General features: G+C 40.7%; 9 protein-coding genes. All 9 read left to right on the forward strand.

Going from position 1 to position 15500, the window contains the following annotated elements; all coding sequences use genetic code 11:
• Window positions 1-127: 127 nt before the first annotated feature.
• The 9 genes from UQ64_RS08425 to UQ64_RS08465 all read left to right on the forward strand — a co-directional run bounded on the left by UQ64_RS08425 (window position 128) and on the right by UQ64_RS08465 (window position 15491).
• Window positions 128-3577 (forward strand): AAA domain-containing protein, encoded by a 3450-nt coding sequence (locus tag UQ64_RS08425; RefSeq protein WP_060622988.1) that lies wholly within the window; start codon window positions 128-130, stop codon window positions 3575-3577.
• A 360-nt stretch (window positions 3578-3937) separates the two neighbouring features.
• Entirely contained in the window at window positions 3938-5437 is a 1500-nt protein-coding gene (locus UQ64_RS08430; RefSeq protein ID WP_060622989.1) for a sensor histidine kinase, read from the forward strand.
• The gene (locus UQ64_RS08435; RefSeq protein ID WP_060622990.1) at window positions 5415-6107 is read left to right on the forward strand and encodes a response regulator transcription factor; all 693 of its coding nucleotides are present in this window, start codon (window positions 5415-5417) and stop codon (window positions 6105-6107) included. The genes UQ64_RS08430 and UQ64_RS08435 overlap by 23 nt, the downstream gene beginning before the upstream one ends.
• Before the next feature lie 147 nt (window positions 6108-6254).
• Window positions 6255-7766 (forward strand): S-layer homology domain-containing protein, encoded by a 1512-nt coding sequence (locus UQ64_RS08440; protein WP_060622991.1) that lies wholly within the window; start codon window positions 6255-6257, stop codon window positions 7764-7766.
• Between the two features lie 102 nt (window positions 7767-7868).
• Window positions 7869-8417: an ankyrin repeat domain-containing protein gene (locus UQ64_RS08445; RefSeq protein ID WP_082651027.1), complete on the forward strand. Its 549-nt coding sequence runs from the start codon at window positions 7869-7871 to the stop codon at window positions 8415-8417.
• A gap of 228 nt (window positions 8418-8645) precedes the next feature.
• Window positions 8646-11768 (forward strand): ATP-binding protein, encoded by a 3123-nt coding sequence (locus UQ64_RS08450; protein WP_060622993.1) that lies wholly within the window; start codon window positions 8646-8648, stop codon window positions 11766-11768.
• Between the two features lie 244 nt (window positions 11769-12012).
• Window positions 12013-13167: a glycosyltransferase family 2 protein gene (locus tag UQ64_RS08455; RefSeq protein WP_060622994.1), complete on the forward strand. Its 1155-nt coding sequence runs from the start codon at window positions 12013-12015 to the stop codon at window positions 13165-13167.
• A gap of 15 nt (window positions 13168-13182) precedes the next feature.
• Window positions 13183-14439, forward strand: coding sequence for an aminotransferase class III-fold pyridoxal phosphate-dependent enzyme (locus UQ64_RS08460; RefSeq protein ID WP_082651050.1), 1257 nt, complete (start codon window positions 13183-13185; stop codon window positions 14437-14439).
• Window positions 14440-14459: 20 nt separating this feature from the next.
• Window positions 14460-15491 (forward strand): zinc-dependent alcohol dehydrogenase, encoded by a 1032-nt coding sequence (locus UQ64_RS08465; RefSeq protein WP_060622996.1) that lies wholly within the window; start codon window positions 14460-14462, stop codon window positions 15489-15491.
• Window positions 15492-15500 lie beyond the last annotated feature (9 nt).

Here is a 15500-nt window from a genome sequence, read left to right on the forward strand (position 1 = left end):
ATTTAAACAGCAAGCTTGAATCGCAATTATTCCAATTTTGTCAGTAGTTGCAGGATTGTGTTGAATGGTGGAGAATTTATCTTTAGAAGGTTTATTTTACCTGAAAAAGGGATGGATTAAATAAGCGATGAATACTTTAGATTACTGGCGAAATAGTTTGGCCGATGCTGATCGAATGAATCCGAATTTTGATAAGATGAAGAAAAAAGCGATAATAATAGATTTGGATAATATTATGACCGGAGTTGTTCCCAATAAAACCACAGAAAAACTATTTGGAGATAAATATAAAAATAATCAAATATCTTTAATAGAAGTGCTTTTATGTCCCATAATTTCTTACATTAAAAAAGAACACAGCAGAAATAAAGGCAATCACCCAGAAACACTGACTCCTCTATGGATTCCGGCCTTACTTAATAAGAACGGACAATTACTAGTAGCGACTAAAAAAGTTCCGTGGATTCCTAGGGATTACTTAGACCCTTGTTTAAGTGGTGTTTATCCTATAAGTACACTTAGCGCAGTAGATCAATTTCTTACAGAAAAACCGTTTAAATTCGAGATGTGGAAGGACTACTGGTCCCATACTGTTCAGATGTTCACAGATCTAACGGATAGTGATTTAGATGGGTTTGAACATGAGCAATACTCTCGGACTACAGAATCCTATATTATGCTTAATGAACAGATATCTGGGGCAACTACGGCCGTACAGATGCTATACGACCATATTCGTGAGAACAAGCCAACGACTGCATTACTGAAACATTTTGCTTCAATAGATGCCCCACCTCAACAAATAGCAAAGACACTAGAAGAATCCTATAAATCATCATCCCGACACTTTGGTCAGATGGGTCAGCAATTCCCGTTGTCCTTATCTCAAAGGGAGTCGATTCATAATTGGTTTAACATTGAAAATGGTGAGTTGTTAGCCCTTAATGGTCCGCCTGGAACAGGAAAAACGACTTTCTTGCAAAGTGTAATATCGACCTCGTGGATTGAAGCTGCCTTAAATCAGAGCGAGCCTCCAATCATGGTCGTTTCATCTTCTAATAATCAACCTGTAACCAATGTCATTGAGAGTTTCGCAAAAATACAAGAGGTTCCGCATCCTTTAGCAGGGCGATGGGTTCCTCAAATAGAAGGGTATGGGTCATATTTAGCTGCCAGCAGTAAAAAAGACAAGGAATTAAAAACGCATTGGCAAACTATAAAGATGGATTCGTCGGGGAAAAAGAACGGGCTACTCGCAAGTATAGAAAATCTAGACGAAGTGTCCAAAGCTGCTTACGAGTATTTAGAGCAAGCTACCCGGTTTAGTGGTATACAATTCGTTAAGGTGGAAGATGTAGTAGCATTCCTTCACCAGAGTTTGGTTAACTGTGTGAGCCGTTTGGAACAGATTATGGATTCTTATAGCCAGTTACTCCAAATCGAGGGAGAGTTTAATAACAAGTATCCCGAAGGCGTAGCTGTCTTCAAAAAACAAGCTGAAGAACAAATTCACAGTTATAGATTGGAGCTTAAATCGACGGAGGATCTAGAAGCGGAATGTAATGACTATTTGAATAAATGGCCGTTTAAGTGGTTCTTGTTTATTCCAATCGTTAGAAAGATCAAAGACGAAAGAGTTCGGAAGTTTCTTGAATCTAAAGAAATCCCCGATATTGCAAGTGAGGATGAATTAAGAACTTACTTTCATAATACACAAGCAAATCAGCGGCAGGCTATTTCGAATATTGAAGGTAACTGCAGAGTGGCTGTAGAAGATGAGCAACAGCTCTCTCTTTGTAGACAAAGTCTGGACCAGTATAGAAATCAGATGGTTGAAGACATCTTAATGTATTTTCCCGATGATGAGGCGCAAGACAAACTGACTGGTGATACTTTAGCATTATTGGATCGAACTTTACGATATGAAGCATTCAAGCTTGCCGTTCACTACTGGGAAGGACGTTGGATATTAGAGACAAGAGATATGTTAGGTGATCCTAACTTCAAGCAAACGAAAGGGATCAACAGTCAGCAAAAGCTATGGAGACGCTATGCAAAACTTACTCCTTGCTTTGTAACGACTTTATTTATGTTGCCTTCTTTTTTTAAAGCTTGGCAGGGAAGTGATCAATATTTATACGAGTTCATCGATACATTGATTATCGACGAAGCTGGACAAGTAACGCCTGAATTGGCAGGTGCATCATTTGCACTGGCAAAAAAAGCGTTAATAGTGGGCGACATTTTACAGATTGAACCGATTTGGAATATACCATTTGCCATAGATGGAGGCAATTTATTGACATATGGGATAATCAATAACGAACAAGATGCATTTGAATTTAGAGAAAAAGGTATTATGGCATCGAGCGGTTCAGTTATGTTGGGAGCGCGAAGAAAGTCAAAGTTTTCATTATCCAATACTGAAGGTGGAATGTGGCTAGTGGAGCATCGTCGCTGTGTTCCAGATATTATAAACTATTGCAATGAATTGGCTTATTACGGAAGACTGCAGCCCAAAAGGGCTGCATTGTCTACCTATCACTTGCCTCATATGGGTTATGCTCATATTCCAGGTGAAGCGAATAGGAAAAGTGGCAGTCTTTATAATGAAATAGAGGCTGATGCTATTGTGAGTTGGATTCATCGTAATCAGGATCTCTTGATTAAACCATATGCTAAGGACGAATCAAATTCGAAATGTATTGATGAGGTTGTAGCTATTATCACGCCATTTTACCAACAAAAGAAATTATTATTGGATAAGTTGGCTAGAACAGGGTTAAAAGCAATGAAAAATATTACTGTGGGGACCGTACACGCATTGCAAGGAGCAGAACGGCCTGTAGTTATATTTTCACCTGTCTATAATGCGCAGTTCACATCTGCTCTCTTTTTTGACGCAGGTGTTAATATGCTGAATGTAGCCGTATCGCGTGCTCAAGATAGCTTTTTAGTGTTTGGGGATATGCCCATTTTTGATTCGGCAGCTAATACACCATCCGGTCTACTAGCTCGTTATCTGTTTGCTTCCGAAGAACAGGAAATTCGAAATGTGGAGATGCCGCTGTACTTTAAAACGCGCCTTGCATTGCCAGTGGATCATATTCAGGATCTAGAGGGGCATCGAACAATACTTACTAATAGTATTCGTACTGCCAATAGGGAGGTTCATATTGTTTCTCCCTTTTTGTCTTCAAATGCTTTGGATGCAGACGAATTGAAAGTCGTATGCTTAGAAGCTATTGAAAGAGGTGTGAAAATTGTGGTGTACACCGATGAGGCTCTGAATAAGCGACATGGTTTTTTATTGCCGCACTTCATAAAAGCAAAAGAAATGTTATCCGCATGGGGCGTACAAGTAGTGATTACAAAACGAGTTCATAGTAAAGCGCTTTGGATCGACAAGGATATGCTTATAGAAGGTTCATTTAATTGGCTCTCAGCTGTAAGAAAGCCTAACAGCCAATGGTGTCGCTATGAGACCTCTTTAATTTTTCGTGGGGATAAAGTAAACGAAATGATTGAAAAGATTAAAGAAGATCTAGAAAAACGGATGCTTGTAGCGCAAAAATAATGATTATAGAAGGATCGTCGCTTAAATTGTCATGATATACGCAAATCTAATCGCAATTTCTAATCGTTCTGCGTTTGAAGATACGCAAAAATAAATGATTTTATCCATAGTGAAACGCCATTAGCATTTGAAATCGCAAAGCGCGATAATGAGCCCTTCTTTCTTTCTACGGATTATATCTATTTATTGCCACGTATCTGTCATTAATGAGATCGCGTAAATTAAGTTCTATAAAAACTTCTGCCGAGTGTTGGTAGAAGTTTTTTTCTGTTAGCAAACGCTCTCCCCATGTGATAGTATTTCACTAAAATACGGAGATGACTATTTAGCGGATTCAATGCTAGTGAGAGGGGAACAGTCGTGTCGATTCGGATAAAATTACTGTTATCTTATACAGGAATGCTAGTCGTTAGTTTACTTATCATCGTAATGACGGCAGCTTTATTTACAGTTGCTTCTACAGGAGATGTTCACAGTCTTCGGGATTTTTATAAAGTGCACTATCAATTAAATCCGTTGTCAGAGCAAGAGGAATCTATTTTTTTAGAATTAAAGTATTTAGCCAAGCATGACCCGGATGAATTGCAGAACAAGGATTTGTTACTGGAATATGATTTTAAGCTTAAGACAGAGAAGGCGGGACTATTTGTAAGGCGAGTGAATGACCCTGTTTTTGAATCACGCACCTTCAATCAGCCTGAATTAAAGGATGCTTTACCTCCTTACGATCTCAATAACTATCAGATTCGTAACACGTTTAATATTAAAGAAAGATTTTATGGTTATGCCAAATTTGACTTTAAATATTCGGATGGGGCGAAAGGCAGTGTTTTCGTCATCAAAGAGCATAGTCCTTTTGCGGAACTCACACGCAGGCTGTTACCGATCTTTTCACTGATATTGATTGGCGTTCTTGTGGTTGCGAATGTGCTATTATATCGCTGGATTACGCGAAGTGTTATTAAGCCACTGAACAAGTTAAGGGATTCCGCAGTACGAATTCAAGAGGGTGACCTTCAGTTTGAGCTTAACCTGCAATCCAAAGACGAAATCGGGCAATTAAATAAAGCGTTCGAGACGATGAGGCAGAGGTTGCAAGAGTCAGTGAACCTTCGTCTGCAATATGAGGAGAATCGGAAAGAATTAATCTCAAATATTTCACATGATTTACGTACTCCGATTACGAATATTAAAGGGTTTATTGAAGGCATACGAGATGGTGTCGCCAATACACCTGAGAAGATGGACATGTACGTCGACATTATTTATAACAAAACCATTGGAATGGATAAATTGGTTGATGAATTGTTCCTATATTCCAAGCTGGATTTGAATCAGGTCCCGTTTTCGTTCGAAGCTGTTGATATTATCGCATTCCTTGACGATTGTATTGAAGAGATGCGCTACAATAACGAAAATAAAGGGGTCTCATTTCAGCTGGACGAGCACAACTCAGAGCGTATTGAGGTTCTTGCAGATTTGGATAAATTAAAACGCGTATTACTGAACGTAATTGGAAATGCGCTAAAGTATATGGACAAGCCGAATCCATTAATCTGTTTTTCTCTGCAAGTGGATAGTGAATGGGTGACTGTTGAAGTGAAGGATAATGGAATGGGTATTGAGGCTGAAGCTCTTCCGCATATCTTTGAACGGTTTTATCGTGCGGAACCTTCTCGGAACTTATCGACAGGCGGAAGTGGGCTCGGACTTGCGATCGCTCGACAGATTATTGAAGGACATGGCGGGTCGATATGGATGGAAAGCGAACAAGGTGTAGGTTCAAGCCTGTTCTTTACTTTAAAGCGAACGACCGACGAAGGAGGATTTCATTCGCATGACACGGATTCTGATTATTGAAGATGAGGTTACGATAGCACAATTAGAAAAAGATTACTTTGAGCTGAATGGTTTTGCTGTTGATATATGTTATACGGGTTCTGAGGGGCTTGGGCATGCTCTTGAAGGGGATTACAATCTTATTATCGTAGATTTACAGCTACCTGGCATCGATGGTTTTGAATTATGCCGCCGTATTAGGGAAGCGAAGGAAGTACCGATTTTTATCGTATCTGCGAAGAAAGAGGAGATCGATAAGCTTCGGGCGTTTAATCTCGGAGCTGATGATTATATTACGAAGCCTTTTAGTCCAAGTGAATTAGTAGCAAGAGCGAAAGCGCATCTAACTAGATATGAACGCATGCTCAGTAAGCTAGAACCTATGGAGAAGCATGAGATCCAAATCCGTGGAGTTCATATCGATAAAAATTCCCGCAGGGTGTTCGTGCGGAATCATGAGGTTTTGTTTACAGCGCGGGAGTTCGATGTTCTGGTCTTTTTAGTAAGTCATCCGAATCGGGTGTTTAGCAAAGATGATCTATTCGAACGGATCTGGGGGATGGATTCCAGCGGGGATATCGCAACGGTTACGGTTCATATTCGCAAAATACGGGAGAAGCTGGAAGTGGACCCCTCGAATCCACAATATATAGAAACGGTGTGGGGTGCTGGATACCGATTTACGGTATAATGGCGTTTTTCTTGACGATTTTCGATAATTTTAAGCTCTGGTTAATACTTTATTAATAAATCGTTTCTGGAGAGTTTATTTCTTTCCGTTATCATTCAGTTATAGACATGAACAACAAATAACTTAATGATCTTAGGGGGAAATATAGTGAAATTCGTATCTAAAAAAGTAGCAGCATTAATGGTCGCAGCAACACTAGGCGCAACCTCTTTACCCTTTGCGGTGTTAAATGTACAAGCAGCACCTGCATCAAGCAATATCGGGATATCCGCAGCTGCATCTAAGTTATCAGATAAAGAAATGCAAGAAGCCGTTGAGGTACTTGCAGGTCTAGGTGTGTTACAGGGTTATGTAGATCATTCGATGGGTGTACACCATCCAATCAATCGTGCAGAATTAGCGAAAATGGTAGTATTAACCTTTAACTTACAAGGTGCTGCTGAGAACGCTGCTCCCATCACCGATGTGAATTCAAACGTATGGTATTACAAATATGCGTCAGTACTTGTTGGTTTAGGGATAATGGAAACGGAAGAAGGCAAATTCAACCCTAACGAAACGGTAACGGATGCAGAACTTGTGCAAGTAGTATCGAAGGCGTTGAAGCGTGATGTCTTATCGGTAAACTACTGGGCTAATAAATTCTATTCCGCTACTGAACCCGCAACACGAGGGGAAGTTGCAGCCTTACTGAATACAGCACGTAAAGCAATACCTTCCGATAAAGCCCAAATTACAAGTGTAAAATCGATCAATGAAATTACATTAATCGTGACCTTGGATGCCCCTTTGACAGCTGAGAATGAAGTGTTTGCTAAGGCGAAAGAAGATTTTGTATTCAATGATGGTCTAACCTTGACGAACATGCCACGTCTGAAAACGGGTTCCCTTGCAACGTATATCGTTCCCACATCGGTGCAAAAAGCTGGAACAACCTATAACTTAACGTACAAGGGTAAGAAAGCAGGATCATTTGTAGGAAACGCAGCCAAGGTGGATATGACGACAACCGCTCAGGTAAGCAACGATACCTTTGAGATTGAAGCATTGAAAACAAATGGCGTCATTGACTATGGATATGTCATCTCTGCATACAGTGGTGGTCGTGGTGCGAACGCATTTGTTCTGGATGAGGACAACAGAGCGAATGGCATCACATATCAAATCATTCCTTCCATGCAAGGTAGACAAGTAACGATTACACCAGAAGGTGGGGCATCCATCGTTGCCAAGTATGTTCCTTTTACACAATCAACAGATGGTAAGATTGAGCCGAAATTCCGGCTTCCTGAAGGACAAGTCTTGAAACCGGGCGTGAAATATACTATAACGTCCGACTGGGCTAATATTGCAAATCCATCATTCGAGGCAAAAGAAATTACGTCATTGCAAATCTCTAGTGCGGAAGCTGTCAGCGAAACCTCCATTAATGTAACCTTGACTCAAGACCCTGGGGATGAATTGTTTTCGGGTCGTAGTGTACAACTAACTGCTACCAACGGAGACAAATTGGTTGCAACGTATAAATTCTCCAGTCGTAAAGGTGCCGTAGGTATATTTGATATTACAAATGACGGTAAATTGGCTGAATGGACAGCGTATACTGTAACACCAGTGGGCACATGGGCAACTTCCCAAGCAACATTAACAACGAAATAAGGCGAGTCTACATGAAAGGTGTTGGTTGCCATGCGCTTTCTCGTGTTAACACTCTTCCTCTTTATTACAGGATGTCATTCAACTCAGGAGGTGCACAATGAAATGGATAAGTTGGATCAAGAACTGTTAGCAGCTACTCTTCAAGGAGATAAGGATCTTATAACAAAACTATTAGCAGATGGTGCAGATATTGATGCTACAGACAATGATGGTAGGACGTCCGCTGTGATCGCTGTACACACGAATCAACTGGATATATTCAAATTTTTGCTTGAAAAAGGTGCCAACATCAATATTCGCGACAACCGCTCGGATAATCCTCTTCTCTATGCAGGAGCTGAAGGTATGCTTGATTTTGTAAAGGTATCTGTTGCTGCAGGCGCCGATACATCCATTCTGAATAGGTTTGGGGGAACCGCGCTCATCCCTGCTGCTGACCGTGGTCATGTGGACATTGTGGAAGAGCTACTTACAACTTCTGACGTTAATATTGATCATGTCAATAATCTGGGTTGGACTGCATTGCTTGAAGCGATCATACTGGGCGATGGTGGAGAGGAACATCAGGCTATTGTTCAACTACTAATTCATCATGGTGCAGACATAAATATTGCAGATTCTAATGGAATTAGTCCCTTACAACATGCATAAAATAGGGGTTATCAAGAAATGGTAGAATTGCTAATGAATAAACGTAGTGAGTCGTTATAATTTTTTAAAAAAGGAAACTCTGATCCATTTGGAGTTTCCTTTTTTTGTTCTTAGAACTAGGATTACTTAAGTTCATAGACCTCGCAATATAGTATAATCAGACTATAATGTTCAATAGTGGAAGATGGGAATATAGCACTATTAAATTTATCGAAGAATGAGGCGTACATGAGAACTTCGGAGAATAAGATTAAGTTAAGTCATATGTTATACATAATAGTATTTATCGGTCTGTTGATTGTTGTCCGATGGGGCTGGCATAATCATTTTTCGTTCTCCAATCCTCCTACTGTGAAACAAGGCGTGTTGGATTTACGTGGGTTGGACATTGAATCACTAAGCTCCTTTCCACTGGATGGTGAATGGGAATTCTATCCTGAACAATGGGTGAATGCCACCAATATTAATCACGCTACGAAGGGGCAGAGGCTTCAGGTGCCGGGTAACTGGACTGCTAAATTCAATCCAACAGATCAAGAGAAGGCATATGGATATGGAACTTATCATTTGCGTATTCTGCTGGATCAACCCTTGTCTGAGCCGCTTAGTTTTTGGTTTCAATCGGTCTATACTGCTTCTGAAGTGGAGATTAATGGAACAGTTCTCTCACGATTCGGTAAGTTATCTGAAGAGAAAGAAGGCCATGTTTCTGTCGCGAAGTCATTCCTGATCAGTTATGTACCGACAGATCAGAACCAAATGGATCTGTTTGTTCGAGCGTCAAATTATGGCTCTCCATTAAAAGGAGGTATTGTTAGGTCTGTAGAGTTTGGCATTCAACATGAGATAGATACAGTCTACTGGAATTCCATAGGCTTACAGCTAATTGTAGCGGTATTACTTTTGATTCACGGGCTCTATTTACTGATTATTTATTTGATGGATGTGCGAAAAACAGAGTTGATTATTTTCTTTTCGATGATGGTCGCAGCAGCTGTATCTATTGGGGTTGAACATAATGGACTATTGTTCCGGTTTCTTCAAGTTGATTTTGCCTGGACATTGAAGCTAAAGGTTCTTTCATACATAGGTTTTTGCTTGTTCCTGTTTCTGATGGGAAGAGAGCTCTTTGGGAACCTACGGAAAGGTAAGGCTTTTTATAGTTATATCCTCTCACTCCTCGGGTTTACCTTATTTATAATCTTTGGTCCAGAAGAGACCGTGCTATATTCGATCGAAAAAGGGGTCTATATGATCCTGTATTACATTCCAGTATTTTGGACGGCTTATTATTTTATGAAAATGGTATATATTCAAGCTGAGGGAGCTCTATTTTTATTATGTTCAGTGCTAGCTGTGATTAATAATATATTGTGGGCGTCTGTCTATTACGCAGGAACCTCACAATTTATGTTTTATCCAGTAGATTTAATTGCTGCACTTGCCGCTTTTTCTACCTATTGGTTTAGGAGATATTTTCATCAATCTCATCAAAATGTGTTACTGAATGCTCAATTGGCTGAAGCCAACAAATTAAAGGATCGTTTTCTAGCTAATACATCACATGAGCTACGCACCCCACTGCATGGAATTATGAATATTGCCCAGAGCGTGTTAACGAGGAAAAAAAATGTGCTGGATGAAGAGAGTCAACGTGATATGGAACTGCTAATTATGGTCAGTCGGCGGATGTCGCTCATGTTGAATGACTTGCTTGATGTGGTGAGATTGCAGGATAAACGGATTGTGATGAATATAAAAGCCGTACAAGTAAGGTCCTTAGTTGAAGGTGTGCTGGATATGTTACGCTTCCTTACCGGTGGAACGAAGGTGGAGCTTAGCATGCATATAGATGAGAACTTGCCGTGTGTTTATGCTGATGAGGAGCGATTGGTACAGATTCTTATAAATCTAGTTCATAATGCGCTTAAGTATACCGAACAGGGTAAGGTTGAACTGGTCGCTGAACAAGTGGGTAGAGATGTATGGATACATGTCACGGATACAGGTATAGGTATGGACGAGGCACTGAAAAAGCGTGTATTTATGCGCTATGAACAAGGGGCTTATGGCGAGGGCGGTATCGGTCTTGGACTTAGTATCTGTAAGGAGCTGGTCGAACTACACGGTAGTGAATTATTGTTGCAATCCCAGCCGGGTCAGGGTAGTAAGTTCAGCTTCAAATTACCTGTAGCAGATGAGCGTGTTCAATCATCCATTTCGGATGCTCAACTAGAAAAGGATACGGAAACATTGTTACCATTCAGCGCATGGATAACAGCTGAGACATCTACTATGGTAGCTGCCACATATTCCACGAAGGAAGTAGCGCATCTCACAAAAATGGAAACAGGTTCTGACCTAATCCGTGTTCTGGCGGTTGATGATGATTCGGTCAATTTAAAAGTTTTGCAAAATATTTTGTCAGATGGAACCTATCAGATAGTTACTACGACTTCTGCACGTGAAGCGCTGGATAAGTTAAACCATGATCGATTTGATCTGATCATCGCTGATGTGATGATGCCGGGAATGTCTGGTTATGAATTGACAAGATTGATTCGCGAGCGGTTTACGATGTATGAACTGCCTATTATTCTACTGACTGCTCGCAGTGAGCCGGAAGATGTCTATGCAGGCTTCTTAGCTGGAGCAAATGATTATGTGACCAAACCAGTAGATGCAATGGAATTGAAGTATCGTGCCTTATCCCTTTCATCTATGAAGCGAGCGGTCAATGACCGGTTGAGGATGGAAGGTGCTTATTTACAAGCGCAGATCCATCCACACTTTCTCTTCAATACACTGAATTCGATCATGTCCTTAAGTGACTTTGATACTGCCAAAATGAGAGAGCTATCAGATGCGTTCACAACTTATCTGCGCATTAGTTTTGACTTCTTAAATGCAGGCAAGCTCGTTACGCTGTCACAGGAGCTTGAACTGGTGGAGAATTATATATATATCCAGCAGCAGCGTTTTGAGGAGAGACTCCATGTGGAATGGGAAGTAGATGCGAATCTTGATATGTTGATGCCTCCGCTTACGATTCAACCACTAGTTGAGAATGCTGTTCGCCATGGCGTTTTAGGTCGGGCTAAAGGTGGAACACTGCGTATTCACATTGAGACACTTGCGGATGCTGTCCATTTTAAAATTGAAGACACAGGGATGGGAATGGACGAAGCACAAGTCAACAAGCTGTTAAATCCAAAAGAGTTTAAGAATCAAGGAATTGGGCTGCTTAATACGGATAGAAGACTGACACAATTATATGGACAGGGCTTGAACATTCAAAGTATTCCTGGCTTGGGAACTACGGTGTCATTTATCATTCCAGATCAGGGTTGATTGTGTAAAGCAAGATTAGTAGATTGAATCTGATAGTGATGATGGGGTAACTCCTTGGAGTTATCCCTTTTTTGATTTTTAATAATGTTCAATTGGTAATATTTTTAGAAAAATATGTAATTATTTCACTATTGTTCCATCATAGATTGTAAAAATAAAACCTACCTGCCATTATTACAAAGAAAGGAAAAATTGTCATCAAAGGGATTGAAATCTTTTTATTTTAACTTTGGAGGTAATGATCATGAAGCATTCCATCATTGTACCAGTTAATCAAGATTACAACATCCTGACCCTATTTACAGAGTCTTTAATGAGGACCATCGAACCTTTTACAGAAATTATTTTTATTAATGATGGTTCAGGCCCGAAGGTCCAAGAGCATCTGGAGCGTTTGAAGCGTGAAGCATCAGCAAAGGTGAAGATAGAGATTATACGTCATGAATATCCGAAAGGCTGTGCAATATCAATCAACGAAGCGTTAAGTAACGTGCAAGGCAATTACATTTATTTGCTAGATTCCGATATCATCCTCAATCCTAATTGGCAAGAGCAAATGGAAGATACGTTGAATAGCAGTCCTTCCATCGGCATGGTTGGTGGTGTGCTTCTATATCCACAGACGGGCGGGATACAGCATTGCGGTATTACTTTTGCAGATACCATTGGTCGCCATTTGTTTCTGAATGCAACGCTTGAGGATATCCCACAGCATATTTTCGAGGTGCAATTGGTTATCTTCGCAATGTTTGCCATGAAGCGGGAAGTATTCGAAACAGTTGGGTATTTGGATGAGAAGTTTTTTAACGGCTATGAGGATTTCGATTACCAAATTAGAGCTAAAGAGGCCGGATATACAACCGTAATCAATCCTAAAATTCAAGCTTATCATTGGGAAAGAAGCAATGGCATTCATCGAAATTTCAATCGGAAGAACAATTTAGCGCGTTTTTGGAAGAAGTGGGGCAATCAAATTAGCAGTGATACGTGGAATTTCACTTTATTAAATCTTGAACATCGTCTTTCATCAAATAAGCTCGAACATGGAACAACTTATATCGGAATTGATTTAGCTGAAGTTCGGAGCGATGCAGATTCGTTGTGGGATCATTTGCAGCAAGCAGAGCTCGTAAAGTTGACTGATATATTAAATTATTCTAATCGCTTTAATTCCAATGGGGCGATCTGGCTGCCACAAGTGCTTGGTAAGGAGCTTATTCAGTCTTCATCAAGGTTGTTGTTCTTGGTAGACAATTTCACTAGATTACTCGACAACCGATATTGGATTGAAATACGACGGAAAGCATCTCACGATGATCTGATCGTAGATTTATATGGAAATGTGCTTTTAATCAACCAAATATACGCTAGTTGCTGGCCTGGAACGAAGGTTCGCTGAATGAAGGGGATACCAATGGAACCGACTAAACAGCATCAAAATTTCATTAGGAGTTTGGATTGGCTGGAGCAAGCTTCCACAATTATTCCAGGCGCTTGTAGCACACAAGCAAAAACACCAGAAAGACTTTTCCCCGGTTTCACAGCATTATGCTGTGCGGAAGCGAATGGAGCAAACTTTACTGATATTGATGGCAATGTATGGCTGGATTGTGAGATGGCGATGGGAACTGTGTCGTGGGGACATGCACGAGTAGAAGTAACGGATGCGATTATACAACAATTAGCAAAAGGGACCAGCTTCTCAACTGCGGCCGATTTGGAGCTAGTAGCAGCGAAGCTCATTCTAAAAAGATTTGACGAACGTTATAAGATGTTGAAATTTGCGAAAGGAGGAGCTGATGTTGTTAGTGCGGCTATTCGTGTATCTCGTGCCTATAGTCGAAAATCGAAGGTGATTGCCACAGGGTATCACGGTTGGCATGATTGGTCTGCTTACGGATATTATGGTCAAAATTCAGAAGCCCTTGGATTACCTCCATTCATTAGAGATACTACATATTTTATGAACGGTGATGCATTTGAAACTTTGAAGCTAATAAAGCGCGATGCTGATGATATTGCTTGTATTGTGTTATGTCCGAATGAATGGAAGAAGGAAGAGCTTAGTGTCGTAGTCGACAATTGTAAACAAAGGAATATAACCGTTATCTTCGACGAAGTTACTTCAGGTATTCGGATGGGAAAGCAGGCAACAGCGGGTGAATATGATATTTGGCCAGACATACTATGCCTCTCAAAAGGAATGGCTAATGGATTGCCTTTAGCGGTTATTATGGGCGGCGAGCCGTGGATGAAATTATTGACGGACGTTCGGTTCAGCTCTGCACATGCAAGCGAGACGATTGCTTTAGTGGCGTTTATCGCCTGCGAGCGATTGATGGAGAAAGCTCCTGTCTGGCCAAGTTGGCGTGCTAGAACCACTCGGTTAATCCAGGATCTGAAAGAAATGATTGATCAGCTTGGAATTCAGGATTTAGAACTGCAAGGCACATATGCAAGCTTTTGCATTCGTAAACACGGCTGCGATTTATTTTATAGTGATCCGTTCCGTGAGCTTCTTGTGAAACGGCTGGCGAAAGACGGCATATTCAGCAAAGGATTCTTCGTGTTCTCTGATAGCCATTCGGAAGAGGATTATGGCCGAATCCAGCAATCCATTCAGTCAGCACTGCAAGTCTGGAGTGTTTCTAGCAAAGAACAAATTAAATAATATATTGGGAGGAATATCAAATGAAAGCACTCGTATACACAGCACCAAAAACAGTTGAACTAATGGAAATGGAAGAGCCGAACATTCAATCTGATACTCAAGTAAAGGTTAAGATTTATGGTTCGGGTATTTGCGGGACCGACTTGAATGTCATTAAAGGTAAAATCTTTGCCAACAAGGGCACTGTTATCGGGCATGAAGGCGTAGGTACAGTAGTTGAAGTGGGTAAGTGGGTTCGGAGCGTTAGTGTAGGTGATCGTGTTATCGTTGACCCTACCCAAGCCTGCGGAGTATGTCATTATTGTCGGAAAAGTCAATTTTGCTACTGTGAAAATTTTGAGGATCATCAGGTTGGGATGACTATACATGGCACTTTCGCAGAATATTACGTTGGAGAAGAGAAGTATATGTATAAGATTCCTAACGCGATGAGCTGGGAAACGGCAATGCTGATCGAACCATTAGGTTGCGTACTTAATACATTTCTGAAAGCGGAAATTAAGCCAAGTGATTCAGTGGTTGTATTAGGTTCTGGAGCTATCGGATCTTTATGCCAGCTTATCAGCAAACGCCTCGGACGTCTGACAGTAGGAACAGAGCCAGACGACTATCGCCGCAACTTTGCAAGCAACATTGCCGATTATGTATTCGATCCAGCTGATATGTCCATTGAATCGATCTTGGCTTTGAACGATAATCGTAAATTCGATATTGTTGTGGATTGTGTAGGAAATCAATTGCATACCGCACTAGAATTGATTGGCAAGGGCGGACGAATTATTCCGATGGGCTACAATGATCAATATGAAGTTTCCATTCGCCCAACAGACTTTATTAACAATGGAGTGAACATTATAGGTAAGGTTGCCGTTCATCAAATCGTTGGCATGGCGTTGGAATTCGCGCAAAGCATTCCAGAGCTTGAAGGATTAATTACATCTAAAGTAGCATTGGAGCACTACGAGCAAGCTTTCAACGAAACTATGGGATATCATATGCGTACCGGAGATCCACTACCTATGACCTCAGTCAAATCCATTCTAGTATGTTAGGGTGAAATC

It is taken from the genome of Paenibacillus etheri (assembly GCF_001012825.1).
Lineage (GTDB): Bacteria > Bacillota > Bacilli > Paenibacillales > Paenibacillaceae > Paenibacillus_AQ > Paenibacillus_AQ etheri.